The 26,457-nt window shown below is 66.2% G+C and carries 25 protein-coding genes and 1 tRNA gene; 5 read left to right on the top strand and 21 right to left on the bottom strand.

The window, feature by feature from the left end; genetic code table 11:
• Positions 1-52: 52 nt before the first annotated feature.
• Together LDO22_RS20130 and LDO22_RS20125 are read right to left on the bottom strand one after the other, a co-directional pair.
• On the bottom strand, positions 53-1,471 hold the full coding sequence (locus LDO22_RS20130) for a PhoH family protein (protein ID WP_224025449.1): 1,419 nt from the start codon (positions 1,469-1,471) through the stop codon (positions 53-55).
• 239 nt (positions 1,472-1,710) lie between these two features.
• Positions 1,711-2,472 (bottom strand): isoprenyl transferase, encoded by a 762-nt coding sequence (locus tag LDO22_RS20125; RefSeq protein WP_275967234.1) that lies wholly within the window; start codon positions 2,470-2,472, stop codon positions 1,711-1,713.
• A gap of 250 nt (positions 2,473-2,722) precedes the next feature.
• Between LDO22_RS20125 and LDO22_RS20120 the strand changes: the two genes are divergently transcribed.
• On the top strand, positions 2,723-3,364 hold the full coding sequence (locus LDO22_RS20120) for a hemolysin III family protein (protein ID WP_224027290.1): 642 nt from the start codon (positions 2,723-2,725) through the stop codon (positions 3,362-3,364).
• A 24-nt stretch (positions 3,365-3,388) separates the two neighbouring features.
• On the opposite strand, the gene LDO22_RS20115 is transcribed toward LDO22_RS20120, so the two are convergent.
• Together LDO22_RS20115 and mca are read right to left on the bottom strand one after the other, a co-directional pair.
• Positions 3,389-3,730: a hypothetical protein gene (locus LDO22_RS20115; RefSeq protein WP_224025447.1), complete on the bottom strand. Its 342-nt coding sequence runs from the start codon at positions 3,728-3,730 to the stop codon at positions 3,389-3,391.
• A 97-nt stretch (positions 3,731-3,827) separates the two neighbouring features.
• Positions 3,828-4,733: a mycothiol conjugate amidase Mca gene (gene mca, locus LDO22_RS20110; RefSeq protein ID WP_159632536.1), complete on the bottom strand. Its 906-nt coding sequence runs from the start codon at positions 4,731-4,733 to the stop codon at positions 3,828-3,830.
• Between the two features lie 132 nt (positions 4,734-4,865).
• Here mca and LDO22_RS20105 point away from each other — a divergent pair, with 132 nt between their 5' ends.
• The gene (locus tag LDO22_RS20105; protein ID WP_159632537.1) at positions 4,866-5,324 is read left to right on the top strand and encodes a DUF4307 domain-containing protein; all 459 of its coding nucleotides are present in this window, start codon (positions 4,866-4,868) and stop codon (positions 5,322-5,324) included.
• Positions 5,325-5,475: 151 nt separating this feature from the next.
• The gene (gene greA / locus LDO22_RS20100; RefSeq protein ID WP_159632538.1) at positions 5,476-5,970 is read left to right on the top strand and encodes a transcription elongation factor GreA; all 495 of its coding nucleotides are present in this window, start codon (positions 5,476-5,478) and stop codon (positions 5,968-5,970) included.
• Positions 5,971-6,090: 120 nt separating this feature from the next.
• On the opposite strand, the gene LDO22_RS20095 is transcribed toward greA, so the two are convergent.
• From LDO22_RS20095 to LDO22_RS20080, 4 genes are read right to left on the bottom strand one after another with little or no spacing between them, the layout of a single operon-like run.
• Positions 6,091-6,720 carry a rhomboid family intramembrane serine protease gene (locus LDO22_RS20095; RefSeq protein ID WP_159632539.1) on the bottom strand — a complete coding sequence of 210 codons (630 nt, stop codon included), beginning with the start codon at positions 6,718-6,720 and terminating at the stop codon, positions 6,091-6,093.
• Positions 6,721-6,728: 8 nt separating this feature from the next.
• On the bottom strand, positions 6,729-7,967 hold the full coding sequence (gene ilvA / locus LDO22_RS20090) for a threonine ammonia-lyase (protein WP_159632540.1): 1,239 nt from the start codon (positions 7,965-7,967) through the stop codon (positions 6,729-6,731).
• 3 nt (positions 7,968-7,970) lie between these two features.
• A complete protein-coding gene (locus LDO22_RS20085; RefSeq protein WP_224025446.1) occupies positions 7,971-9,317 on the bottom strand; it encodes an AI-2E family transporter in 1,347 nt (448 codons plus the stop codon).
• 35 nt (positions 9,318-9,352) lie between these two features.
• Entirely contained in the window at positions 9,353-10,309 is a 957-nt protein-coding gene (locus tag LDO22_RS20080; protein ID WP_224025445.1) for an aldose 1-epimerase family protein, read from the bottom strand.
• Between the two features lie 101 nt (positions 10,310-10,410).
• On the opposite strand from LDO22_RS20080, the gene galT reads away from it, so the two are divergent.
• A complete protein-coding gene (gene galT / locus LDO22_RS20075; RefSeq protein WP_224025444.1) occupies positions 10,411-11,568 on the top strand; it encodes a galactose-1-phosphate uridylyltransferase in 1,158 nt (385 codons plus the stop codon).
• The gene (gene galK, locus LDO22_RS20070) at positions 11,565-12,752 is read left to right on the top strand and encodes a galactokinase (protein WP_224025443.1); all 1,188 of its coding nucleotides are present in this window, start codon (positions 11,565-11,567) and stop codon (positions 12,750-12,752) included. The genes galT and galK overlap by 4 nt, the downstream gene beginning before the upstream one ends.
• A gap of 102 nt (positions 12,753-12,854) precedes the next feature.
• Here galK and LDO22_RS20065 read toward each other — a convergent pair whose 3' ends face one another.
• The 13 genes from LDO22_RS20065 to eno all read right to left on the bottom strand — a co-directional run bounded on the left by LDO22_RS20065 (position 12,855) and on the right by eno (position 26,346).
• On the bottom strand, positions 12,855-13,799 hold the full coding sequence (locus LDO22_RS20065) for a Bax inhibitor-1/YccA family protein (RefSeq protein WP_224025442.1): 945 nt from the start codon (positions 13,797-13,799) through the stop codon (positions 12,855-12,857).
• A 151-nt stretch (positions 13,800-13,950) separates the two neighbouring features.
• Positions 13,951-14,664 carry an ABC transporter ATP-binding protein gene (locus LDO22_RS20060; RefSeq protein ID WP_159632545.1) on the bottom strand — a complete coding sequence of 238 codons (714 nt, stop codon included), beginning with the start codon at positions 14,662-14,664 and terminating at the stop codon, positions 13,951-13,953.
• On the bottom strand, positions 14,651-15,631 hold the full coding sequence (locus tag LDO22_RS20055; RefSeq protein WP_159632546.1) for an ABC transporter ATP-binding protein: 981 nt from the start codon (positions 15,629-15,631) through the stop codon (positions 14,651-14,653). Before LDO22_RS20055 ends, LDO22_RS20060 begins: the two co-directional genes overlap by 14 nt.
• Positions 15,628-16,875, bottom strand: coding sequence for a branched-chain amino acid ABC transporter permease (locus LDO22_RS20050; RefSeq protein WP_224025441.1), 1,248 nt, complete (start codon positions 16,873-16,875; stop codon positions 15,628-15,630). The genes LDO22_RS20055 and LDO22_RS20050 overlap by 4 nt, the downstream gene beginning before the upstream one ends.
• On the bottom strand, positions 16,872-17,879 hold the full coding sequence (locus LDO22_RS20045; RefSeq protein ID WP_159632548.1) for a branched-chain amino acid ABC transporter permease: 1,008 nt from the start codon (positions 17,877-17,879) through the stop codon (positions 16,872-16,874). The genes LDO22_RS20050 and LDO22_RS20045 overlap by 4 nt, the downstream gene beginning before the upstream one ends.
• 152 nt (positions 17,880-18,031) lie before the next feature.
• Positions 18,032-19,264, bottom strand: a complete 1,233-nt coding sequence (locus LDO22_RS20040; protein WP_159632549.1) for a branched-chain amino acid ABC transporter substrate-binding protein — start codon at positions 19,262-19,264, stop codon at positions 18,032-18,034.
• A gap of 247 nt (positions 19,265-19,511) precedes the next feature.
• Positions 19,512-19,585: transfer RNA gene (locus tag LDO22_RS20035), tRNA-Leu, on the bottom strand.
• A 112-nt stretch (positions 19,586-19,697) separates the two neighbouring features.
• Complete coding sequence (locus LDO22_RS20030) at positions 19,698-21,161, bottom strand: FAD-dependent oxidoreductase (RefSeq protein ID WP_159632550.1); 1,464 nt, start codon at positions 21,159-21,161, stop codon at positions 19,698-19,700.
• Positions 21,162-21,219: 58 nt separating this feature from the next.
• Positions 21,220-22,602 (bottom strand): S8 family serine peptidase, encoded by a 1,383-nt coding sequence (locus LDO22_RS20025; RefSeq protein WP_224025440.1) that lies wholly within the window; start codon positions 22,600-22,602, stop codon positions 21,220-21,222.
• Positions 22,603-22,605: 3 nt separating this feature from the next.
• Positions 22,606-23,553, bottom strand: coding sequence for a Ppx/GppA phosphatase family protein (locus LDO22_RS20020; RefSeq protein ID WP_224025439.1), 948 nt, complete (start codon positions 23,551-23,553; stop codon positions 22,606-22,608).
• Entirely contained in the window at positions 23,550-24,221 is a 672-nt protein-coding gene (locus LDO22_RS20015) for a DUF501 domain-containing protein (protein ID WP_224025438.1), read from the bottom strand. Before LDO22_RS20015 ends, LDO22_RS20020 begins: the two co-directional genes overlap by 4 nt.
• A gap of 27 nt (positions 24,222-24,248) precedes the next feature.
• A complete protein-coding gene (locus LDO22_RS20010; protein WP_224025437.1) occupies positions 24,249-24,929 on the bottom strand; it encodes a septum formation initiator family protein in 681 nt (226 codons plus the stop codon).
• A 136-nt stretch (positions 24,930-25,065) separates the two neighbouring features.
• Positions 25,066-26,346, bottom strand: a complete 1,281-nt coding sequence (gene eno, locus LDO22_RS20005; protein WP_110542781.1) for a phosphopyruvate hydratase — start codon at positions 26,344-26,346, stop codon at positions 25,066-25,068.
• Positions 26,347-26,457: the final 111 nt, after the last annotated feature.

The following is a 26,457-nucleotide window of genomic DNA, read 5'->3' as shown; positions in this document are numbered from 1 at the left end:
CACGAAGGGCCGTGGCCCGGCGAACCCGGCCACGGCCCTTGCTTAGGTGAGGTCAGCCCTCCAGGAGTTCCGTCACCAGGGCCGCGATAGGTGAACGTTCCGAGCGGGTCAGGGTGATGTGGCCGAAGAGCGGGTGTCCTTTCAGGGTTTCGACGACGGCGGCGATTCCGTCGTGGCGCCCCACGCGGAGGTTGTCACGCTGGGCGACGTCGTGGGTGAGCACGATCTTGGAGTTCTGGCCCATGCGGCTCATAACGGTGAGGAGGACGTTCTTTTCGAGGGACTGGGCCTCGTCGACGATCACGAAGGCATCGTGGAGGGAACGTCCGCGGATGTGGGTGAGGGGCATGACCTCGAGCATGCCCCGGTCCATGACCTCTTCCACTACTTCCTGGCTGACCAGGGCGCCCAGGGTGTCAAAGACTGCCTGCGCCCACGGATTCATCTTCTCGGACTCCGAACCCGGCAGGTAGCCGAGTTCCTGGCCGCCCACCGCGAAGAGGGGCCGGAAGACGATCACTTTGCGGTGTTCGCGGCGTTCCAGCACAGCCTCAAGGCCCGCGCAGAGGGCCAGTGCCGACTTGCCGGTGCCGGCGCGGCCACCGATGGATACGATGCCCACGCCCGGGTCCATCAGCATGTCGATGGCCAGCCGCTGTTCGGCGGAACGGCCGTGGAGGCCGAACACGTCACGGTCGCCCTTGACCAGGCGGACCTGCTTGTCGGCGCCCACCCGGCCCAGTGCGGAACCACGGTTGGAGAGCAGCACCAGCCCGGTGTTGACGGGCAGTTCGGCGGCGGCGGGGATGAAGACCGGTTCGTGGCCGTAGAGGGTGGCGATGTCCTGTTCGTCCGCCTCGACTTCGGCAACACCGGTCCAGCCGGAGTCCTTGACCAGTTCGTTGCGGTACTCGTCGGCGGTAAGCCCCATGGCGGAGGCTTTGACGCGCATGGGCAGGTCCTTGGAGACCACCGTGACGTTGCGCCCCTCGTTGGCCAGGTTCTTGGCGACGGCGAGGATGCGGCTGTCATTGTCCCCGCTGCGGAAGCCCAGCGGGAGCACCTCTGCGGAGATGTGGTTCAGTTCCACCATGAGGGTGCCGCCCTCATCCCCGATGGGAATGGGCTGGTTCAGGCCGCCATGCTTGACCCGGAGGTCGTCAAGGAGCCGCAGGGCATTCCGGGCGAAATAACCCAGTTCCGGATCGTGCCGTTTGGCTTCGAGTTCGGTGATGACCACGACGGGGACCACCACCTCATGTTCGGCGAACCGCAGGAGTGCCCGCGGGTCGGAGAGCAGGACGGAGGTGTCGATGACGAAGGTGTGGATGTCGGCTTCCCTTCCGGAGACAGCAAAACCGGCCGCAGCATCAGTTGCTGCGCCGGTCACAGAGGTGGCTCGCTCGGCGCGAGAGGTAGCTTTTCCGCCTTGTCCAACCAGGACCTCGGGCAGTTGTTCAGAAGTAGCCACATCGACTCCAGCCCCGGGCGCCAGCCCGGAATTGTTAGTGGTGAGGCGGCTCGGCCACGAGGCCGGATCCGGCCTCCCATACACCCGGTGCGATGTTTCGCTCCATGTACTGGCCTCCCCGATCAGCCGGCGGTTTTGCCTGCTGATGGATATAACGTAAATCCACTCCGGGTGATTTCCGCAACTATTTAGCGGCGATTTCTCCGGCGGATGTATGAACTCGTGATGAACCGCGGGTTTCAGGTGCCGAAGCGCCGCTGCCGCCCGGCGTAGTCCCGCAGGGCGCGGAGGAAGTCGACCTTCCGGAAGGCGGGCCACAGGGCCTCGCAAAAGTAGAACTCACTATAGGCGCTCTGCCACATCAGGAAGCCGGAGAGGCGCTGCTCCCCCGACGTCCTGATCACCAGGTCCGGATCCGGCTGGCCCCGCGTGTACAGGTACCGGGAGATGTCGTCGACGCACAGGTCATCGGCAAGCTTGGAAATATCCATGCCCTTGGCGACGGCGTCATGCAGGAGTTCACGGACGGCGTCGACAATCTCCCTGCGGCCCCCGTACCCCACCGCCACATTGACGTGGATCTTTTCCCGCACAGGAGTCCTGGCCGTGAGTTTGTTCAGCCGCTCAGCCAGGTAGTCCGGAAGCACTTCAGGGGCACCCATGGCATGCACGGAGATGTTCGCGTCTTCATCCAGCCGGTCCAGGGTGTTGGCGATGATCCCCATCAGGAGGTCCAGTTCCTCGCTGGAGCGGTTCATGTTGTCGGTGGAGAGCATGTACAGCGTCACCACCTTGACGCCGAGCTCCTGGCACCAGCCCAGGAATTCGTGGATCTTGTCCGCTCCCGCCTGGTGGCCCTGGGCAGTGGGGGCATTGAACTGCTTGGCCCAGCGCCGGTTTCCGTCCACCATGACACCAATGTGCCGGGGAATGCGGTCGCGCGGGAGGTCCTTGAGCAGCCGGCGCTCGTAATAGCCATAGAGGAACCCGGGCAACTCCACGCGTCCACTCACCTGACTTTCCTGCCGTACGTACATCCACATCCTAGGCTACCGCCCGGGACGCCCCGGGACGGGCAGGACCTCAGGACCGGACCCAAAGGGATGTTACTGAGCGGTAACTTACCGGCCCGTAAGTTATTCTGGTGCCATGAACAGCGACTCCCCGCAGGCCTCCCCGGCACCCCGGCCCGAGGACCGAAACCCCGGCCCGGATCCGGAGCCCAGCGCGGTGGATGATGCCGCGGTCCGCCTGGCGGAACTACTGATGATCAAGCCCAAGTGGCGCGGCTGGATCCACACCGTCACGGCCCCGCTGGCCCTTGCCGCAGGGATCATCCTGGTTGTCCTCGCACCCACGCTTGACCGCCGGGTCACCTCTGCCATCTACGCTGCCACCGGCGTTCTGCTGTTCGGTGTCAGCGCCGTCTACCATCGCGGCAACTGGTCCCCGCGGGTCAAGCTCGTCCTGAAGCGGCTGGACCATACGAACATCATGCTGGTGATCGCCGGCACGTACACACCGCTGGCATGGACCCTGTTGGAACGACAGCAGGCAGTGGTGCTCCTGTGGGTCATCTGGGCCGGGGCCATCCTCGGAGTGCTGTTCCGGCTGCTCTGGACTGATGCGCCGCGCTGGCTCTACGTGCCGATCTACATCGCGCTGGGCTGCGGCGCGCTGTTCTACCTGCCGCAGTTCTTCCAGGCCAGCATTCCGGCAGCTGTGCTGATCTGCGTGGGTGGCGTCCTCTACATCACGGGCGCTGTCTTCTACGCCCTCAAGAAGCCCAACTTCAGCTACCACCACTTCGGTTTCCACGAACTGTTCCACGCGTTCACCGTGTTTGCCTTCGCGGCCCACTTCGTGGCGATCGCGCTGGCGGTCCTTGCCTAAAGCCGCCCCGGCGGCGGGACCCTCTTATTCGCGGGGCCGCGGAAGCCCGTCTGCCGGGCCGTTTCCGTTGGCGTCCGGCGCTGCCTGGCGGGTGCCGTCGTCGAGCCCGTCCTGGGCGTCTGCGGCGTCCACGTCTGCCGCGGCAGCGGCGGCCAGGCGTTCCTCCTCCACCTGGGCGCGGTAGCGGACCCTGCGGATCCGCCGCACCATGTCCACAATGAGCAGGGCGGTGGCCACAACGAAGAAGGCCGTCATGATGAACCCCAGAAGGCCCGGCGTTACCTGGTCCTCGGATATTCCGTCCCGGAGCGTCGGAGTGGGCAGCGGGCTCGGCGTGGTGGCGAGGCTGAGGAGCAGAGAATGCACGGTTAATACCTTCTGGTGGAACGGATGCAGCAGGATGCGGACGGAACGGCCCGTCGCCGCACCTGTCTTCTACGCAAGATAGAAATGGCCTGCCTGTCTATCTTAGCCCGGCGAACAGGTCCTTCTCGGGGAGTTCGGACGGCACCCGGGAGTGGATCAGGGAGTAGTCCTCCCAGGGCCAGACCCGGCGCTGCATGTCCGGGGAAACCGCGAAGAAGAACCCCAGCGGGTCCACCTGCGTGCGGTGGGCGCGCAGTGCGTCGTCGCGCATTTCGAAGAAGTCGCCGCAGTCCACCTGGGTGGTGGTGGGATGCGCGGCAGGAGGTGGCGTGTGCCCCTCCGCATCGGACTCCAGCCACGCGGCCAGGCGCTCGGCATACGGGGACTGCAGACCCGCCTCTTCGAGCGCAAAGTGCAGTGCCCGGAACCTCTCCGGGCTGAAGGCACGGTCGTAATAGAGCTTGCTGGGCTCCCAGGCGTCCCCCGCGTCCGGGTAACGTTCCGGATCCCCCGCTGCCTCGAACGCTTCCACGGCTACCCGATGGGCCATGATGTGGTCCGGGTGGGGGTAGCCGCCGTTCTCGTCATAACTGAGGATGACGTGCGGTTTAAAGGACCGGACCAGCCGGACCAGGGGCGCGGCCGCCTGCTGCAGGGGCAGTGTGGCGAAGGAGCCGGCCGGAAGGGGCGGGAGCGGGTCGCCCTCGGGGAGGCCGGAGTCAACAAAGCCCAGCCAGCGCTGGCGGATGCCCAGGATGGCGGCGGCCCGCTGCATCTCCAGCCTTCGCGCGCCGGCCATGTCCCGCTTGGGATGCGGCTCACCTTCAACTGCCGGGTTCTGGATGTCGCCGCGGGAGCCGTCCGTGCAGGTTGCCACCAGGACGTCCACGCCGGTGGATGCATACATGGCCATGGTCGCAGCACCCTTGCTGGATTCGTCATCCGGGTGGGCGTGGACCGCGAGCAGCCGGAGCGGCACCTGGGATTTGCTGGGCGCTGTCATGGAGGGGACGGCTCCTTAATTTTGTCTATCGCCGCTCTGGGGCAGCATACGGGTGGTGCGGCGGGCGCAGCGCCTTGCCGGCAGCTGTTGCCACCGCGAAAGCGCCGGCGGAAAGGGCACTAAACTGGTCTGGTGACTTCCCCGGACCAGCCGGCCCAATCCGCGCCCGCAGACACTAGCCTAGCCAATCGGTATGGTGCTAAAAAGCGCCGGCTCTCCCCCAGGGCCGCCCGGCTGGCCATCGGCGTCGCGCTGGCCGTGGGGATCGGGTTCCTGGCCTGGGTGACCACGTCCAATTCGCTCTCCGGGGTGACGTTCAAGGACGTGGGTTACAGCACCACCGATGCCACCCTCGCCGAGGTCGATTTCCAGGTGACCCGGGAACCGGCCAAGCCCGTCAAGTGCGCCGTGAAGGCGCTGGACGCCAAGTTTGCCGTGGTGGGCTGGAAGGTGGTGGACATCCCGCCGTCGGCGGCGGACTCAACGCCCGACGGCGGCAGGACAGTTGCCCAGCGCGTCACGTTGCGCACGGAGTCGGCGTCCGTGTCCGGAGTGGTGGACAGCTGCTGGATTCCCGGCGGGGAGTCCTAAGGGATGTGATGCGCGACGCTTGATTGTTGGGTTATCTCCAAGGGATTGACTACAATGGAGAGATACCTTTACCCCGCTGAGCTGGTTACTGTTCCACAAGTGGCCACCGTGGCGGGGTCTTTTGCATGTAAGACCACTAGAGGAGAAGTCCGTGTCTACCACCAACAGCGCATCTGCAGCCTGGCTTACCCAGGAAGCTTTTGACCGCCTGAAGGCAGAGCTGGACCACCTTTCCGGCGCAGGCCGGGCGGAGATCGTCCAGAAGATTGAAGCAGCGCGGCAAGAGGGGGACCTCAAGGAAAACGGGGGCTACCACGCGGCCAAGGAGGAGCAGGGCAAGATTGAAGCCCGCATCCGCCAGCTGACCGTCCTGCTGCGGGACGCCCATGTGGGTGAAGCGCCTGCCGATGACGGCATCGTTGAGCCCGGCATGCTCGTGGTTGCCAGGATCGCCGGGGATGAGGAGACCTTCCTGCTGGGATCGCGCGAAATCGCCGGCGACTCGGACCTGGATGTCTTCAGCGAGAAGTCGCCCCTGGGTGCGGCCATCCTGGGGCACAAGGAGGGCGAGACCCTCAGCTACGTTGCGCCGAACGGCAAGGACATCAAGGTGGAGATCCTCTCCGCCAAGCCCTACGCCGGGTAACGCCAGGACAAGCAGCAGGCCGGTCCGGCCAAAGCGGCGGCCGTCCCCACGGGGACGGCCGCCGCTTTTCTGTCTGCGCCGCAAGGACTGCCCGGGCGCGCCGCCGGGGAGGACCGGCGGTCAGGACTGGCGCGGGAGCGCAGGGAGGCGCGGACGAAGCAGCAGGGCCGCCACTACCCCGCCCGCGGCGCCGCCCAGGTGCGCCTGCCAGCTGACGTAGCCTGCCACGAAGGGCAAGGCACCGAGCAGGATGCTCCCGTACCCCATGAAGAGGACCACCGCGAGCAGGATCTGCCGCCAGCTGCGGTTGAAGAAGCCACGCACCAGAAGGAACGCGAAGAGCCCGAAGACCAGGCCGGACGCGCCCACCGTGACGCCGTTGCCGATAAGCCAGACGGTGACCCCGCTGCCGAGCCAACTGAAGGCCAGCGCAGTGAGGAACACGCGGAGCCCCGAGAGGAACACGAGGAAGCCGAAGATGACCAGGGGCAGGCTGTTGGACAGCAGATGGTTCAGGTTGGCATGCAGGAGCGGGAAGGTGAAGATGTCCAGCAGCCCGTCAGCGCTCCTGGGCCGCAGGCCGAAGGTCCGCGTGAGGGCGCCCATCATCAGCGTGTTGACCACCTCGATGGCGAACAGCAGGGCCACGAAGCCGCCCAGAACCACCAGGCCGCCCTTGGCGCGCGCGGCGATGGTTTGCCGCGCCGGGCCGCCTCCGTTACCCGTCAGTCCGCTGCCCAGTCCGGCCATGGCCGCTCCTAGTGCACAACGATGGGCTGGAAGCCCTCGGCACGGAGGGCACTGAGGACCTGCTCACCGTGCTGGTGGCCCTTGGTCTCCAGGTTCACGGTGATCGAGACATCGCCCATGCTGATGGATCCACCCACCCGGGTGTGGTCCAGGCCGGTGACGTTGGCATCATTTTCGGCGATGATGCGGGCAATGGTTGCCAGGGAGCCGGGGCGGTCATCAAGCATCATCCGAACGGTCATGTAGCGCCCTGCGGCGGAGAGGCCGCGCTGGATGACCTTGAGCATCAGCATGGGGTCGATGTTTCCGCCGGAGAGGACCACCACCGTGGAGCCCGGGTTCTCGATCTTGCCGTCCATGAGGGCGGCCACGCCCACTGCGCCGGCGGGTTCCACCACCATCTTGGCCCGCTCGAGCAGGAAGATCAGCGCGCGGGCCAGAGAGTCCTCGCTGACGGTGACCACGTCATCCACCAGCTCGCGGATGATGCTGAAAGGCAGCTGTCCCGGGCGTCCCACGGCAATGCCGTCCGCCATGGTGGAGACCCGCTTCAGCGGTACCAGGGCGTCAGCGGCAAGCGAGGGCGGGTACGCGGCGGCGTTCTCCGCCTGGACACCGATGATGCGGATCTCCCGGCCGAGTTCCCGTGCGCGGGCCTTGATGGCGACGGCGACTCCCGCCAGGAGCCCGCCGCCGCCCACGCCCATGAGGACGGTGTCGACGTTGGGGACCTGCTCAAGGATTTCCAGGCCTACGGTCCCCTGGCCCGCCACAACGTCCACATTGTCGAACGGATGGACGAAGACCATGCCGGTTTCATCGCTGTAGCGCTGGGCTTCAGCGAGCGCCTCGTCCACGTTGTGCCCGTGCAGGATGACTTCGGCACCATGGCTGCGGGTGGCGGCAAGCTTGGGCAGTGCTACGCCCAGCGGCATGTAGATCCGGGCCTTGATGCCAAGGCTTTTGGCGGCAACGGCAACGCCCTGTGCGTGGTTGCCGGCCGACGCCGCCACCACGCCCCGCTTTTTCTCTTCCGGCGAGAGCCGGGCCATCCGTACGTAGGCACCGCGGACCTTGAACGAGCCGGCGCGCTGCAGGTTTTCGCATTTGAAATGGACGTCGCCGCCCACCATGCCCCCCAGCGCCCGGGACGATTCCACGGGCGTGCGCGCAATGATCCCGTCAAGCAGCTTCTGCGCCTCAAGGACATCGTCCAGTGTGACGGGAAGGGTTTCAAGGATCTTCACGGACTACTCTCCTTTGGGTTCTGCCCCGCCGCCCTCCGGAGAGGCGGTGCGGGCATCACGGTGTTCGGATGAAGTGCCTGCCGCCCGGCCGTTCCCGGCGTCGGATGCAGACGGCGGCTCAACGTCCTCGATGGTGTTGTCCCCGCCCGCTCCGGCTGTGATGGGCCTTCCGGCAATAACCGGCACCTGTTCATGTTCCCACGTTCTGGCCGCAATGTAGCGAACGGCCGAGTTTGCTACGGCCAGGATGGGTACCGAGAACAGCGCCCCGGGGATGCCGGCGAGGTAGGAACCGGCCGCGACGCTGAGGATTACTGCCACCGGGTGGAGCGAGACTGCCTTGCCCATGACCAGGGGCTGCAGGATGTGGCCCTCGAGCTGCTGGACCAGCAGGACGATGCCCAGCATGATCAGGGCGTTCACGGGACCGTTGGCCACCAGTGCCAGCAGGACGGCAACGACGCCGGTCACCAGGGCGCCCACCACCGGGATGAAGGAGCCGAGGAAGACCAGCACGCCCAGGGGAAGCGCGAGCGGTACCCCAATGATGGCCGCGCCGACGCCGATGCCCAGCGCATCGACAGCGGCGACGAACATCTGGATGCGCGCGTAGCTGACCATCGATGCCCAGCCTTTGTGGCCGGCGCCGAACGTGGCGGCCCGGGCTTTGCGGGGAAGCATCCTGACCAGGAAAGCCCAGATCCGGTCTCCCTCCAGGAGGAAGAAGATGAGGATGAACAGCGAGAGGAGCATCCCGGCTGCGAAGTGTCCGGCGGTGCTCCCGAAGGACAGGGCGCCGCTGAGGATGCTGCTGCTGTTGTTCTGGAGGGCGTCGGTGGCTTCCTTGACGTACTGGTCAATCTGGGTGGCGGTCAGGTGCAGGGGCCCGGCGGACAGCCAGTCCTGGACCTGCCGGACGCCCTCAAGCGCCTGGGAATACAGTTCGCCGAAACCGACCACCAGTTGCCTGCCCACCAGGGCCAGTGCACCGGCGATGACGCCGATGAAGCCAAGGACTGTCACTGCGACGGCCAGTCCCGCGGGAAGCCCCCGCCTCTTCAGCCATGCCGTGACCGGGCTGAGCAGTCCGGCGAGGAGCGCGGCCACCATGATCGGAATGATCAGGAGGGTGATGTGGCTAAGCAGCCACACCAGCGTTCCCGCCATCAGGAGGATCAGGCCGAGCCGCCATGACCAGGAAGCCGCAATGCGGATGCCGTACGGGATGTCCTTGTCCAGCTCACGGTCCGTCAGGACCCTCAGGGGTGCGGCCGCGGCCGCTGCCGGCGCGGGAGCCGGTTGGACCGGTGCTGGGTGGGCAAGGGTAACGTCGTCCTCTTTTGGCGTCATATCCCCATACTTCCCCAGCGGTGGCCCAATGCAAACTACCGTGCCGCGCCGGGTGCGTAGTCGATCCCCCATTCCATGCTGAAGGACTCCCCTGCAGGCAGCCACCGGAGGCCGTCACCGGAGTTGAACGCATTGGCCGGCCCCGTCATTGGCTCCACCGCCACGGCCCGGGTCCGGCCCGGATACACGGTGCTCACGAAGATGTGGACGTACCGGCACGATTCGTCCTGCCAGAGCGACACCGCGCTGCCGTCACCGGCCGCAAGGGTGTGCCGGGCCACGCCGCCCTCAAACCGGAGGTCCGTCAGGGCCACGTCCACTGCCAGGTCCGCGACATGCCGGCCGGAACGGAAGTCAACGTCCCCCTCGACAGGGGCCGAACCGCGCGGAATCAAGCGCTCATCGGTCACCAGACGGGTGTCGGCGGCAACGGTCAGCTTCAGTTCCTCGACCGGAGTGTCACCGACCCGCAGGTAGGGGTGCGCGCCGAGGACGAAAGGCGCTGCCGCCGTACCGTCATTGGTGAGGGTCTGCCGGACGCGCAGCCCGAGGTCCTCGGAAAGCTGGTAGTCCACCCGGTGCCGCACCAGAAAGGGATAGCCGTGCTGCGGGAAGACGACCGCTTCCAGCGCCACGGCGTGCGGGGACTCCCCCACCAGGGCATAGCCGGCGTTTCGAAGCAGGCCGTGGCTGGCGTTGTTGCGGGACACTTCGGTGATGTCCAGCTGCTGTTTCCTGCCGTCGAGGAACCATTGCCCGTCCTCCACCCTGTTGGCCCAGGGGGCCAGCGTGATGCCGGCGCCGCCCGGGGAGATCTCGTCGTCCCCATAAGTCTCGGTCAGCAGGACCCCGCCACGGCTGAACGAGCGCAGCCCCGCGGCGAGCTCGGTGACTACGGCCACGGCATCGCCCCGGCGCAGTTCGTATTGCCGGCCGGTGGCGCAGGTCCGGGTGGATGCAACGGAGGTTTCCTGTGGGGAAGAGGCAGTCATGGGGATTACCGTACAACGGGCGGTGCCTCACCTCCATCCCGAACTTTGTTACTTTTTGTTGTTAACTATTCTTTTCTGATCGCTTGTGCCAAACTTTTTGCATGACAGGGATTACCAGCACCAGACTCTCCGACGGCCGGGAGCTGATGTATTTCGACGACGCCGGCACCAGCACCTCCCGCGCCGGGCACCTCACCACCGATCATCGCGGCCTGCCGCCGCGGGGCGAACCGGGCGAGGTCCGCTTCGATGCGCTGACGGATGAATGGGTGGCCGTTGCCGCGCACCGCCAGGCCCGTACCCACCTTCCGCCGGCAGACCAGTGCCCCATCTGTCCCACCACTCCCGGGAATGCTTCGGAGATTCCTGCCGCGGACTATGACGTGGTGGTCTTCGAGAACCGGTTCCCCTCCCTGGGACCGGCGCTCGGGCCGGTCCCCGAGCATGCCGGATGGGGAACGAAGGGCCCCGCATACGGCCGCTGCGAGGTGGTGTCGTTCACCCCGGACCACACCGAATCCTTCAGCGGGCTGAGCCAGGAGCGGTCCCGGACCGTGATCGAAGCCTGGTCGCACCGCACGGCTGCCCTCAGTGCCATGACGGGGATCAAGCAGGTCTTCCCGTTCGAAAACCGCGGCGCCGACATCGGCGTCACGCTGCACCACCCGCACGGCCAGATCTACGCCTACCCATACGTCACGCCCCGCGCCGGCGTCCTGGGTGCGGCGGCCCGGAAGTATTACGACGCAACGGACGGCAGGGAAACCCTGACCGGTTCGCTGCTGCGGGCCGAGCGGGAGGACGGCAGCAGGATGGTGTTGGAAGGAACGCACTTCAGCGCCTACGTGCCCTTCGCAGCCCGGTGGCCCCTGGAAATCCACCTGGTGCCGCACCGCCAGGTCGCCGACCTCGCGGCCTTGGACGGGGAGGAGAAGGATGAGTTGGCGCATGTCTACCTGGACCTGCTCAAGCGGGTTGACGCCCTGTACCCCACGCCCACTCCCTACATCTCCGCGTGGCACCAGGCCCCGCTGGATGACGTCCTGCGGCCGGCGGGATACCTCCACCTGCAGCTGACCTCCCCGCGCAGGGCAGCCGACAAGCTGAAGTACCTGGCAGGGTCGGAGGCAGCCATGGGCGCTTTCATCAATGACACCACTCCCGAAAGCGTGGCGGAACGGCTCCGCAATGTTGCCGTCCCACCGTCGTCCACGCCTGCTGCCGCCCTCGCGGCCACCCCGGAAGGAGCCTCCGCGTGAGCACCCGGAACCAGGACAACAGCCAGGCCGCAGGTGCCACACCGCAGGACCTTGGCGCCCGCTTTGAGCAGGAATTCGGCCGCGCTCCCGACGGCGTGTGGCAGGCGCCCGGGCGGGTCAACCTCATCGGCGAACACACGGACTACAACGAAGGCTTCGTTCTGCCCTTCGCCATCGACCGCACCGCGCGGGTGGCCGTCGCCGTGCGCCAGGACGCCACCATGCGGCTGCTGTCCACGTATGGCGACCAGGGGGTGGTCAGCACCAATCTCGAGACCCTGCAGCCGGGAACGGCAAAGGGCTGGACCAAGTACCCCCTGGGCGTCGTGTGGGCGCTGCGGCAACAGGGCATCGACGTCCCCGGACTGGACCTGCTCCTGGACTCAAACGTTCCGCTCGGCGCCGGCCTGTCGTCGTCGCACGCCATTGAATGTGCCGTCATCACCGCACTGAACGACCTCACGGGCGCCGGACTGGAGGCCGAGGACATGGTGCTGGCCACCCAGCGGGCCGAAAATGACTTCGTCGGGGCACCCACCGGCATCATGGACCAGTCCGCGTCCCTGCGCGGTTCACAAGGCCACGCAGTGTTCCTGGACTGCCGGGACCAGACGGCGCGCCTGGTCCCGTTTGAGACCGGGCCCGCCGGCCTGGTGCTCCTGGTGATCGACACCAAGGTGTCGCACTCCCACGCCGACGGGGGCTACGCCTCGCGGCGCGCATCCTGCGAGCTGGGCGCGGAGGTCATGGGGGTGCAGGCCTTGCGGGACCTGAAGGTGGCGGACCTTGAGGAAGCCAGCGGGCTGCTGGACGAGGTCACATTCCGTCGCGTCCGGCACGTCGTCACCGAGAACGACCGGGTGCTCCAGACCGTGGATCTGCTGGGCGGCCCGGGCCCCGCCGCCATCGGCCCCCTGCTGGACGCCAGCCACGCCTCCATGCGCGACGACTTCGAAATCTCGTGCCCGGAACTGGACCTTGCCGTGGACACCTCCCGTGCCAATGGGGCAATCGGCGCACGCATGACGGGGGGCGGCTTCGGCGGGGCGGCTATTGCGCTGACGCCGCTGGACGCCGAACAGAAGGTGCGTGACGCCGTCGTCAAGGCTTTCGCAGACGCCGGCTTCGCGGCGCCGGACATCTTCACCGTCTCCCCTGCCGCCGGCGCCATGCGGATCGCCTAGGCAGGCGCGGTCCGTCTGGAGCGCTTTAACGGCTGTGGGCCCCACCAGTTTGGTGGGGCCCACAGTTGGTTAACGTACGACGGCGGGAGGTTGCCGGAGTGCCTAGTCGTCGCCGCGCAGGATGGCCAGCAGGCGGATGATCTCCACGTACAGCCAGACCAGCGTGACGGTCAGGCCGAAGGCCGCCGTCCAGGAGAAGCGCTGCGGGGCACCGTTGCGGACGCCCTCTTCGATGCTGGTGAAGTCCATGATCAGCGAGAAGGCTGCGAGGCCGATGGCGAGCAGTCCGATGAAGACGCCCAGCGGGATGCCGAAGATCTCAATGCTGCGCATGCCGAAGGGTTGCTGCAGGACGCCTGTCCACATCATCACCATGTTGACCAGGGAGAACACGGCATAGCCGATGATGGCGATCATAAAGAACCGCATGGCCTTCGGGGTGGCGCGGACCTTCCCGCTCTTGAACAGCAGCAGGGTCACGGCGAACACCGAAAGCGTGCCGACAACTGCCTGCAGCCCGACGCCGGGGAACATGCCATCCAGGATCCGGGTCAGGCCGCCGAGGAAGAGACCTTCCAATGCGGCGTAGGCCAGGATCAGCGCCGGCGACGGCTGCTTCTTGAAGGTGTTCACCAATGCCAGGACGAAGCCGCCCAGGGCGCCGACGATCATCAGCATGGAAGCCAGGCCCTGCGCCACCACCAAGGTGACTGCTGCGCCGGCAATCACCGCGGCGAGGCAGGCAGCGGTCTTCATGATGACGTCGTCGAACGTCATCCGGCCAGTATCCGCGGGGCCCGCCGAGGGCTGGCTGTACATCTGCCGCAGCTGTTCGTCGGTCATGCTCTGGGGCTGCGTGCCCCAGCCCTGCTGACCGTACGGTTGCTGGCCGTAGGGCTGCTGGCCGTAAGGCTGCTGGCCGTAAGGCTGCTGACCGTACGACGCCTGGCCGTAGGGAGCGCCGTAGGGAGCCTGCGGGACAGGCGGTGCCTGGGTGGCTCCACGGAAATTCTTTCCGTTGAAGATCGGGTTGCCGCCAAGTGCCATTGCGGGATTCCTCCATGTGGGTGTGGGTGATGAGCTTGTGGTTACGCTACCAATTCCCACGTGGGGGCCGCCGCGAAAGTTCCCAAGGGGCCCGGTTGCAACCGAACCGTGACCGTTGCCGCCGGTCCGGCACCGGGCCCCATCAGGCGAATTAGCCCACGCCCAGGTAGGCCTCCTTGATCGAGGGATCTTCCAGCAGCTGCTTGCCGGTGCCGCTGTGGGTGATCGCCCCCGTCTCCAGAACGAAGGCGCGGTGCGCTCCGGCCAGGGCCTGGTTGGCGTTCTGCTCCACCACCAGGACCGTGGTGCCCTGGTTGTTGATTTCCTTGATGATCTTGAAAATCTGGCGGATGAACTGTGGGGCGAGGCCCATGGAGGGCTCGTCGAGCAGCAGCAGTCTCGGATTGGACATCAGCGCACGTCCGATCGCCAGCATCTGCTGCTCACCGCCGGACATGGTTCCCCCAAACTGCTTTTCCCGCTCCTTCAACCGGGGAAACAAGTCAAAGACGCGGTCCAGGTCCTTGCCCACACCGCTTCTGTCCTTGCGCCCGAACGTTCCCATGTCGAGGTTCTCCATCACGGTCATGCCAGGGAAGATGCCGCGCCCTTCGGGGGCCTGGGAGATTCCGTGCACCACGCGGATGTGGGCCTTCATCTTGGTGATGTCCTGGCCCTCGAAGGTAATCCTGCCCTCGGAGCAGTTCAGCAGGCCGGAGATGGTCCGCATGGTGGTGGTCTTGCCGGCACCGTTGGCCCCGATCAGCGCCACCACTTCGCCTTCGTCCACGGTAAAGGAGATGTCCCGCAGGGCCTGGATTCGGCCGTAGTGGACGGACACTCCCTCAAGTTCAAGCAACGTCATCTTCAGGCTCCCCTAGGTAAGCAGCAATAACACGCGGGTCTTCGCGGATCTCCCGCGGCAGTCCGTCCGCGATCTTCTTACCGAATTCCAGTACGACAATCCGGTCTGTCACACCCATGACCAGCTTCATGTCGTGCTCGATCAGCAGCACGGTGTAGCCCTCATCCCTGATGGTGCGGATCAGCGCCATCAGTTCCTCCTTTTCGGCCGGGTTGAAGCCGGCTGCCGGTTCGTCCAGGCAGAGGACCTTTGGATCAGTGGCCAAGGCGCGCGCTATCTCGAGCCGGCGCTGGTAGCCGTACGGCAGCTGCCGGGACAGGACATGGGCATGGCTGCCGATCCCCACGAAGTCCAGCAGGGCCATGCCGCGCTCGATGGCCGACTTTTCCTCCTTGATATGGGTGGGCAGGCGCAGCAGCGCCCCGCCGACGCTGGTCCGGTGCCGCGCGTCCAGGCCCACCACCACGTTCTCCAGGGCGGTCATCTCACCGAACAGGCGGATGTTCTGGAACGTGCGGGACAGGCCCAGCCGGGTGATCTTGTGCTGCTTGATGCCGTTCAGAACCTGCCCCTCCAGCACCACTTTTCCGCTGGTGGGCTTGTACACGCCGGTCATCGCATTGAAGCACGTGGTCTTCCCGGCGCCGTTGGGCCCGATGAGGCCAAGGATCTCGCCGCGCTTGATGTTGAAGCTGATGTTGTCCAGTGCCACCAGGCCGCCGAACTTAATGGTCAGGTTTTGCACCTCGACAATGTTGTCGCCCACCTTGACCGCAATATCGCGGTCCGGGGCCACCTTCTCGGCCAGTTCCTGGTCCACTCCAGCTTCAGCGAGGGCCTCCATGTCCAGCTCCGGCGCGACGGGAGCCGCCGAGCCGTCCTGGACCGTGCTGTCCTGGGCAGTGCTGTCCTGGGCCGGCTGCTCCTCCACACTGCTGGAGCCCGCGTGCCTTTCCTCGGAGCTCATGCCTCCGCTCCTCTCTGTCCGGCCGCATGCGTCCCGGGGCCGGCTGGTGGATTGTTCGAGTCTTTCGGCTCCGTGCCATCGCGGCTGGTGACCTTGTTGAGTGCCGTCCTGCCGTACGCCAGCAGCCGCTGCCGTGCGGGCAGGAGTCCCTGGGAACGGAAGATCATGATCAGCACCAGCGCAATCCCGAAGATCAGGTACTTGTATTCGGCGATGGCCGTGAATCTCAACGGGATGTAGCTGACCAGGGCCCCACCCAGGATGGCACCCACTTTGTTGCCGGCACCTCCCAGCACCACTGCGGCGAGGAACAGGATGGATGTGGTGACGTCGAACTTCTGGTTGTTGACGAACCCCACCTGCCCGGCGAAGAGTGCACCGGAAAGCCCGCCGACGGCAGCGCCGATGGCGAAGGCCCACACCTTGTACTTGAAGGTGGGAACACCCATGATTTCCGCGGCATCCTCATCTTCGCGGATGGCAATCCAGGCACGGCCCACCCGGCTGCGTTCCAGGTTGCCCACCAGGAGGGTGACGATGATGATGATGGTCAGGGTCAGCCAGTACCAGGGCACCCCGTTTGAGTTGGAGAAGATCGGCGTCCCGTCAGCCCCGTCACCCGGCGGGTGGCCGACGTTCTGGAAGCCCACCTGGCCCTTCATGGCAGGAATGATGGTGGCCAGGATACGGATGATCTCGCCGAAGCCGAGCGTCACGATGGCGAGATAGTCGCCCCGGAGCCGGAGTGTGGGCACGCCCAGCATGACGCCGAAGAACATGGTGACTGCCATGGCCACCGGAAGCGTCCACAGGTAAGGGATGTGCAGGTAGGGCGAATCCGGGCTGGTCAGCATGGCGGCCACGTACGAACCCACCGCAAAGAAGGCAACGTAGCCAAGGTCCAGCAGGCCGGCGTACCCCACCACGATGTTGAGGCCAACGGCGATCAGCGCAAAGCGTGCCATGTCGAAACATGCCAGGGCGAAGTTGTTGCCGGGTTCGGTGGTGATGATCGGCGGGTTGAGCAGCGGCAGCAGGTAGGCCAGGACCACCACGATGACCAGGAAGGCCCACTGCTGCTGGCGGGACAGGGCGTGCCAGCGGTCGGAGAAGTAGCCGGGCTTGCGTTTGCCCCGCTGGCGAAGGTCGCTCTTTCCCGCGGCTTTCTCGGAAGCTTCGCGTTCCTCAGCTGCCTGCTGGGCGGCCGCTGTGTGCAGCGGCGTGGGGCCGTCCGTCATACTCATGCTTTGCTCCTTCCAAGGGAGGTTCCCAGGATGCCCTCGGGCCGCAGCAGCAGCACGAGCACCAGCACCACGAACGCCACGACGTCGGTCCACTGCGAATTGCCCAGCAGGATCTGGCCGTAGTTGCCGATCAGGCCGAGGAGCAGTCCGCCCAGAAGGGCCCCGCGCACGTTGCCGATGCCGCCAAGCACCGCGGCAGCAAACGCCTTGATGCCCAGGACGAAACCACCGCTGTACTGGACACCGGACGGGATTTTCATGACGTAGAACAAGGCGGCGGCTCCTGCGAGCAGGCCTCCGATGACGAAGGTGGTAATAATGATGCGCTCTTTGTTGACGCCCATCAACGTGGCGGTGTCGGGATCCTGGGCGACCGCCCGGATGCCGCGGCCTGTGCGCGACTTGCTGATGAACCTGTCGATGCCCACCATCATGATCACGGCGGCGATGATGATCACCAGCTGCTGCGAATCGATGATGGTGCCGAAGACGTCGAAAATGGGGGTGGGCCGGAACATGGTCAGGGCCAGTTCGGGGCTGGGACCGCGCCACAGGTAAATGAGGTACTGGATGGTGAAGGAAGCACCAATGGCGGTGATCAGGAAGACCAGGCGGGGCGCGTTCCGTTGCCGCAGGGGTTTGTAGGCGATCCGCTCCAGCAGGAACGCTGTCACGGCTGACGCCACCATGGCCAGGACCAGCGCCAGCAGCAGGTTCAGGATGATGGCCCAGATGTCGAGCCGGGGAGCTGAGGGGCCGAAGCCAAGGCTGCTGAGGGTAAAGAAGACTGCGTAGCAGCCAACGATGAACACTTCCGAGTGGGCGAAGTTGATCAGGTTCAGGACGCCGTAAACCAGGGTGTAGCCCAGCGCTACGAGCGCATAGATGGCCCCGAACGTGAGGCCGTCAAACGTGGCACTCCAGAAGTTCTGGGCCAGGGACGGTATGTCGAAGGTGATCCAGTCGTTTTCCATCGGGAGTAGTGGGACAAGAGAGGGAAGCATGGGAACATCCTGATCCAGTTGCACGCGGCCTTGTGGGCCCGGCCGTGGGACTTGTGTCTATTGACGTTGCTTGGTCCTGGGCTGCTGCCAAGCGAAGAAAAGGCTGTGGGGGCCCGCTGATGCTGGCCCCCACAGCCGGTTCGTGCTGGTTGCTACTCCCCGATGGGGCCGATGGGAACGATCTTTCCGTTTTCCACCTTGTAGCCGTAGACGGTCGGGGCCTGGAGCTCGCCCTTGGCATCCCACTTGTAGTGCTTGCTCAGGCCGTCCTTGTCGTAGGCCTTGACCCAGGCCAGCAGGTCCGCACGGCTCTGCTTGCCTGCGTCAATGCCGGAGAGGAGGACGGTTGCGGCGTCGTAGCCCTCGATGGAGTACGTTCCGGGTTCCGCTCCTTTGGAGACGTCCTTGTAGGCCGAGGCGAAGTCGGGGATGAGTTCGCCCGGCAGGCAGGGGCAGGTGAAGTAGGCGTTGTTGGAAGCGTCGCCTGCCTGCTTGATGAACTGGTCGTCCTTGACACCGTCAGGTGCCACGAACGTTCCGGTGAATCCCTTGCCAACCAGCTGCTGGTCGAACGGTGCGCCTTCGGCGTAGTAGCCGGCGTAGAACACGGCGTCGGCCTTGGCGTTCATGATCTTGGAGATCACGGCGGAGAAGTCCTTCTGCCCTGTGGTCACCTTCTCCGTTCCGGCCAGGGCACTGCCCAGGCCCGCGGAGGTGGAGGTTCCCAGGCCAATGCCGTAGTCGGAGTCATCCTGGACCAGGTACACCTTCTTGGCGCCGAGCTTGCCGGTGAGGAACTTGGCGGCTGCGGGGCCCTGGACGGCGTCATTGCCGAGGCCGCGGAAGAAGGTGGTCCAGCCGTTTTCGGTCAGCGTGGGGTTGGTGGCCGACGGGGTGATGTGGACGAGGCCCTTCTGCTCGAAGATGTTGCCCGTGGCCTTGGATTCGCCGGAGAACGGCAGGCCGATCACGCCCACGATGTCCGACTCGCTCACCAGCTGGGTGACGGGGCCGGTGGCCTTGTTGGGGTCGCCTTCAGTGTCGAACTTCTTGAACTGGACCTGGCAGCCCGGGTTGGACTTGTTGTGCTGGTCAATGGCCAGCTGGATGCCGTTGAAGATGTTGACGCCAAGCTGGGCGTTGGGGCCGGTCTGCGCGCCTGCGTAGGCGAGCGTGGTGGTCGCGGGGCAGGTCGCCTTGCCGTCGCCGGCGGGCTTTACCGCGCCGGCAGGGACGTCGACTTTCGAAATGGCGGGGATGTTCACCTTGCTGGACGATCCCGAGCTTTCGGTGGTGCCGGGGCCTGCCTGGTTGGCACAGGCCGACAGCAGCATGCTGAATGTGGCTGCCGCTGCCAACGAGGTGAGGACTTTCTTTCGGTACATTTGTCTGCCTTCCGAAACAGGGCCATGCGATGCGCGTGCGGATCAATGGGGCGCTTCGGCGCCCGGAATGGGACCAGGTATTCCTGATTTAGGTTCAAGCTAGTGCATAGACAGCAGCGAAACTAAGTGACTGAGGTCACAGCCTTATAACAGTCGTTGCATATGCGGAATTAAACGCCGGAAGCCGCCTGCTGTGCAGGCGGCTTCCTGATGTCCAGACCCCGGCGGGCGCCGGAAGAGACAGTTGTACCCCAGGTGGGACTCGAACCCACAACACGCGGATTTTAAGTCCGCTGCCTCTGCCAATTGGGCTACTGGGGCGCCGGGTCAATGGTACCTGCCCGGGACGCGTTGGCTGGAAACGCCGACGGCGGCCGCCCCGCAAAGGGGACAGCCGCCGTCGGACGCTGTGAAGCGTGGTGGAACAGGCGCGCTACTTGGCGTTGGCCGCTACCGTTTCCTTGGGAGCGGCGGCGGTGGCGCTGGAGCCGGCAGCCGGCACCGCTGCGGGAGCGGCGGCAGGCTTCGGTGCCGGGGTGGCTGCTGAGACGAAGGCGCCGCGGGGGTTGTCCAGGTCCATCAGCTGCGTGGTGTCGCGTCCGGCGAAGAAGCCGATGATCCAGTTCAGGATGACGCGGAACTTGCGCTCCACCGTGGGCATGGCCATGCCGTGGTAGCCGCGGTGGGCCAGCCAGGCGAGTCCGCCCTTGAGGCCGATGCGGCCCAGGAGGTTGATGTTGGCAACGCCCTTCCATTCGCCGAAGCCTGCTACGGCACCAAGGTTCTTGTGCTTGTAGTCGGCCAGCGGCTTGTCCCAGCGGGAAGCCCACAGGTTCTTGGCCAGGCGCTTGGCCTGGCGCAGGGCGTGCTGGGCGTTGGGGACGCAGGTGCCGTCCGGGAGGCCCTTGCCGGTGAGGTCCGGAACAGCGGCGATGTCGCCGGCGGCCCAGGCGTTCTCCACGATGCCTTCGTCGCCTGCGATGCGCAGGTCCGGCAGGACGCGGACGCGGCCACGGGGTTCGAGCGGGAAGTCGGTGGAGCGGACCATCGGGTTCGCCTGCACGCCGGCCGTCCACACCAGGGTGTCTGCCTCGAACTCCTGGGCAGGTGTCTTGTCCGGGAGGTTGATGAGCTTCAGGGTGCCTTCGGCGCTGTCCAGCGAGGTGTTCAGCAGGACCTCGATGCCGCGGCTGCGCAGGTGCTCAACCACCCAGTCAGCCTGCTTGGCCGTGACCTCGGGCATGATGCGGCCCATGGCTTCGACCAGGACGAAGCGGACTTCCTCCTGCTTGATGCGGGGGTTGTTGCGCACGGCGGCGCGGGCGAGGTCTTCCATTTCGGTTATGCACTCGATGCCGGCGAAGCCGCCGCCGACCACCACGAAGGTGAGGGCCTTGGCGCGGGCTGCGGGGTCCGTCATGGTGGAGGCAACCTCGATGCGCTCCAGGAGCTTGTTGCGCAGGGCAACGGCTTCCTCGATGGTCTTCAGGCCGATACCCTTGTCCGCCAGGCCCTTGATGGGGAAGGTGCGGGTGATGGCGCCGGCTGCGAGCACGACGTCGAAGTAGGGAACCTCAAAGTTCTCGCCGCCGTCGGCAGGAGCCACCACGGCCGTCCGGTTGACGTGGTCGATCGACGTGACGCGGCCCTGGATGAGTTCCGTCTGCTTGAGGTGCTGGCGGTGGGAGACCACTGCGTGGCGGGCTTCGATGTTGCCACCTGCCACCTCGGGGAGGAAGGGCTGGTAAGTCATGTAGGGCAGGGGATCGACGACGGTGACGATGCCACCGGCATTCGCGATCTTCTTCTGCAGTTTCAGTGCTACGTACAGGCCGACGTACCCGCCGCCGACGACGAGTACCCTGGGACGGTCCTGGAGCTGTGGGGTGGTTGCCATTGTTCAAGGATACAGGAGTTTGTGAAAATCTTCACTAGCCGTACGGAGCCCCCGTAACCTAGGAATCCGGGCGGGATTTGACCCTTTCCATCACGCCCGTGTCGGGTTCTTCCACGGCAAGGGAAGGGTTGCGGGCAGCCCGTCGGAGCTGGACGGCAGCGGCGGCGATGATGGCCACGAACAGGGCGGCAAAACCGATGACGACGGCGGCGCCGATGGCACTGTCGCGCTGGGACGGCGCCTTCGCGGCGGGAACGGTGGCTTCGGGCAGCGTGGGTGCCGCACTTGGCACTGAGGTTGCGGTGGGCAGCGGCGTTGCCGGGGCGGCATTGCCGCGCCTGTGAACGCGGATCCACTCGGCGATGGTGCCCAGCGGATTGACTGAAACCTCCGGGACGTCAGCCTTGAGCGCTGCCTCGGCGTTGAGGATGCCGTAGCCGTACAGCGGATCCTTGCCCGGGGCTCCGGCGTCCTTCGCCGTGGAGACGATCCTGTTGATCACCTGTTCGGCGCTCATGTCCGGCCACTTGGACCGGATCAGGGCGGCAACGCCTGCGACGATGGGCGTGGACCCGGAGGTTCCGGCCCATTCGGCATAGCCTCCGGCCGGAAGGCCGCCCAGGAGGTTCTCGGCCGGTGCAGCCACCCCAATGCTGATGCCCTGCGAGGAAGCGTCCACGCTGGCCACGTTCTTGCGGTCCAGGCCGGCGACGGTGAGCACGCCCGGGATGGTTGCAGGGGCGCCCACCTGGGTATTGCCTCCCACCCGGTTCCCGGCGGCGGCGACGATGACCACGTCCTTCTGTTCGGCGTACAGGAAGGCGGCGTCCCAGCTCTGCGGCCACTGCGGAGTGGTGCTGCCGAGCGAGATGTTGATGACCTTGGCGCCGTTGTCCACCGCCCAGCGGACCGCCTCGGGAATCTGGTCCTGGTCGCTTTTGCCCGACGGATTGGCCGAGCCCAGCCAGGTGGAGACGGAGAGGAGCTGCGCTTCGGGCGCGACGCCGATGATGCCGTCCGGGGGAACAGCCGGCCCGGGGCTGGGGCTGGGGCTCGCGCTGGCGGGCTGGTGTCCGCGGCCTGCGAGCATGGTGGCTACCAGGGTGCCGTGTTCAGGCTTGGAGCCGACGCTTTTCTGGCCGTCCGGCTGGCCTGAGCCGGAGGCATCGTAACCGCCGACAACGGCGCCTTTGAGGTCCGGGTGCTGGGCATCGATGCCGCTGTCGATGACGGCCACCTTGACGCCGGCGCCCTTTGACACTTCCCAGGCCTTGGTAATGCCCGAGTCCGCGAGCCAGTACTCCTTGTCGCGCCACTCGTCGGCGTGTGCGGCGGGGGCCGTGAACAGGCCGGCGAACAGGCAGCACGAGGCCAGCAGGACGGCCATTGCGGCAGCCGCGGCACGGGACACGAGCGGGGTTGAAGCTGGGGTGGGATGCATGGGCTACCCGATGCTCAGCGCGATGCCGTCAAGGATGTCGTGCTCGCTTGCGGTGGCCGCGGCGACTTTCCCGCCGGTCAGCTCCCCCATCCGTTCCAGGATGCGGCGCCACACCAGTCCCCCGGCGCCGATGACGTCCACGCGGCCCGGATGCATGTACGGCAGCGCAGCCCGCCCGGCCCGGGTCATCCCCAGCAGGTCGGTGGCGGCGTCGCGGATGTCCCCGATGGGCAGCGAGGCCCCGTGGATGGCGTCGGGCAAGTATTCGGGCAGGCGGAGCGCGTGCGCGGTGATGGTGGTGACGGACCCGGCAACACCGACGACGGCGGTGGCGCGTTCCAGGGGCACGTCGCGTCCGGCGCGGGCCATGGCGTCGTCCACGTCGGCCTCCGCGGCGGCAATCTGTTCGGCAGTGGGCGGATCGTTGCGCAGGTGGCGTTCAGTCAGCCGGACGCAGCCGATGTCCACGGACTTGGCAGCGGTCACGCCGGCCGCGGTGCCCAGGACGAATTCGGTGCTTCCCCCGCCGAGGTCCACCACGAGCACCTGCTGGCCGTCGAGGACGGGCAGCACGCTGCTGGCCCCGGCAAAGGACAACGCCGCTTCCTCGTCCCCGGAAATGACCTCAGGTTCCACTCCCAGCAGCTCCCTGACGCCGTCCACGAAGACGTCCCGATTGCGTGCATCGCGGCTCGCGGAGGTGGCAACAAACCGGATCCGCTCTGCGCCATGCTCCTTGATCAGGCGGGCGTAATCGGCCGTGGCGCCAAGCGTGCGTTCCAGCGCCTCCGGAGCCAGTTCGCCGGTGGCGTCCACGCCCTGGCCCAGCCGGACCACGCGCATCTCCCGGACCACGTCGGTGAGCTTTGTGCCGCCGTTACTGCGGTCGATGTCGGCGATGAGGAGCCGGATGGAGTTGGTGCCGCAGTCGATGGCGGCGACGCGGGTCATTCGGACGCCTCTGTGGTTCCGGCGGATTTCCGGACCGGGGCGGGGCGGCCCACGATGTCCGGGAGCCCTTGGGGCCCGTGCCGGCTGAGGTCCCGGGATGGTGCCTCACCGGTGGTGTCCCAGGCGCCGTCGCAGTAGCACTTGTCAGCAGTCCACCATTCGCTGATCATGTCCAGGGCCTGGTCACCCAGGGGGTTGACGCCGCTGCCCGCTGCAAGGGAGTGGCCCACCAGGACATGCAGGCATTTGACGCGGGTGGGCATCCCGCCCGCGGACACGCCGTCAATTTCGGGGACCGGACCGATTCCGGAACGCCGGCCGATGGCATCGCGGGCGGCAAGGTACTCCCCGTGGGCCGCCCGGTAGGCAGCGGCAAGCCCGGCGTCCGCGGCCAGCTGCTCGTTCATGTTGTTCATGACCCCGGCGGCTTCAAGCCTGGAAACCGCGGACGTGATCACCGGGTGCGTCAGGTAGAAGGTGGTGGGAAACGGGGTACCGTTGCTCAGCCGGGGCGCGGTGGCGGCCACGAGGGGGTTGCCACAGACGCAGCGGGCCGGAATCTCCACGACGTCGCGGACGGGTCGTCCCAGCTGCCTGCTCAGTACTTCAAGGTCGTGTGCTGTTGGTTGGCGGGATTCGTCCCGGGCGGCTGCCGTGTTGTGTTCCACTGTCGCGGGCCGTCCTTCCTGTGCGGTTCAGTCTGTGGCCGCGCGCCTGATGGACTCCCACAGGGAATCCACCCACGGCAGATCGGCGGGGTCTTGTGCTGCTGCGCCGGCGGGGCTACTGCTTTCTCCGGCCGGCTCATCGCTGCCAAAAACCCAGTAGCCGGTTTCGCCCGGCATAACCATGTTAATGCGGTCGCGGGCCTGCTGCTTGACGTAGTTGGGGTCCTGCCAGCGCGACACCTGCTGGCGGAGGGCGTCGCCTTCAGCCTGGCGTGCGGCGATATCCGCGTTCAGGGCGTCTATTTCGGCCTTCTTGTCGAAGAAGATCTTGACCGTGGGGGCCAGCATGACGGTGATGGCGATCATCACCACGGCCAGCGCGAGCATGCGGCCGGAAAAGGCCTTGGCGGGGACAGGATGCTGCTCCTCTTCGGGGCTGCGGGCGTCCTTGCCGTCTACGGGGCTGCTTCCTTTGCGCCCGGCGGTTGGCCTGGCCGCCTTGGCCTCCCCCGCTTTCCCGGGCCGGCCTGCAGCAGTTCCGCCCGCGTGGTTGTCCTTCGCAGGTGCGGCGCCTGCCGCGGGGACGCCCTTGGCCGGCCGGAAATCCGCCCGAATGACCTCGGCACCGCCGGAGGATCCGTCGTCGTCCGTTGCCTTGGCTGGACGGGCGGGGGCGACCTTGGGAACTTTGGGGCGGCGGGTAGCCATGACACTCCTGAAACGCAGCCTGCCGGGGCCGCCACTATCTGTGCTGGACGTTCACTGCTGAACAAATGCTGCTGGAAACAACAGCGGTGGCTATGGTCTTTCAACCATAGCCACCGCGGATGGGTTTAGGCGGTTACTAGCCCTTGAAACGCGGGAAGGCGCTGCGGCCGGCGTAGCGTGCGGCGTCGTCCAGTTCTTCTTCGATGCGCAGCAGCTGGTTGTACTTGGCTACGCGCTCGGAGCGGGCCGGTGCACCGGTCTTGATCTGGCCGGCGTTGGTGGCCACGGCGATGTCGGCGATGGTGGTGTCCTCGGTTTCGCCGGAGCGGTGCGAGGTGATGGTGGTGTAGCCGGCTCGCTGGGCCAGGCTGACGGCGTCCAGGGTCTCAGTCAGCGAACCGATCTGGTTGACCTTGACCAGCAGGGAGTTGGCGGTCCTGGTGTCGATGCCACGCTGCAGGATGGAGGGGTTGGTGACGAAGAGGTCGTCACCCACCAGCTGGACCTTGTCGCCGATGGCGTCGGTGAGGGTCTTCCAGCCGTCCCAGTCGTTCTCGTCCAGCGGGTCCTCGATGGAGACCAGCGGGTAGTCGGCAACGAGTTCGCCGTAGTAGGCGCTCATGTCGCTGGCGGACAGGGACTTGCCTTCGAACTGGTAGGCGCCGTCCTTGTAGAACTCGGAGGAGGCAACGTCCAGGGCCAGGGCGATGTCCTTGCCCGGGGTGTAGCCGGCGTTCTTGATGGCTTCGGTGATGAGGTCCAGGGCTGCGCGGTTGGACGGCAGGTTGGGCGCGAAGCCGCCTTCGTCGCCGAGGCCGGTGGAGAGGCCCTTCTGCTGCAGCACGGACTTGAGGTTGTGGTAGACCTCAACGCCCCAGCGCAGGCCTTCGGAGAAGGTCTCTGCGCCGATGGGGGCGATCATGAATTCCTGGATGTCGACGTCGGAGTCGGCGTGGGAGCCACCATTGAGGATGTTCATCAGCGGCACGGGCAGGACGTGGGCGTTCGGGCCGCCCAGGTACTTGTAGAGCGGCAGGTCGGCGGAGGCTGCGGCTGCGTTGGCGACGGCCAGGGAGACGCCCAGGATGGCGTTGGCGCCCAGCTTGCCCTTGTTGGGGGTGCCGTCCAGGTCCAGCATGGCCTGGTCGATGCTGCGCTGGTCGGTGGCGTCGAACCCGGTCAGGGCGGGGGCGATCTGGTCGATCACGGCGTCGACGGCCTTCTGCACGCCCTTGCCCAGGTAGCGGCCCTTGTCGCCGTCACGCAGTTCAACGGCCTCGTGCTCACCGGTGGAGGCGCCGGAGGGAACCGCGGCGCGGCCAATCTGGCCGTCCGACAGCAGGACTTCAACTTCAACGGTGGGGTTGCCGCGGGAATCGAGGATCTCGCGGGCGTGGATGGCATCGATAAGCGCCATGAATTTGCTCCTTATGGGCGATTAACGGGGGGAATCAGGCAGAAAACTCGACGTACTCGTCACGGTCCAGCCTAGTCGAGAGTGCTCCGGGTTACTCAAACCGGTCAAGGC

The organism is Arthrobacter sp. NicSoilC5, from assembly GCF_019977395.1.
Taxonomy (GTDB): domain Bacteria; phylum Actinomycetota; class Actinomycetes; order Actinomycetales; family Micrococcaceae; genus Arthrobacter.
The sequence above is the reverse complement of the archived record's forward strand: the minus strand, read 5'-3'. Positions and strand labels throughout refer to the sequence as shown.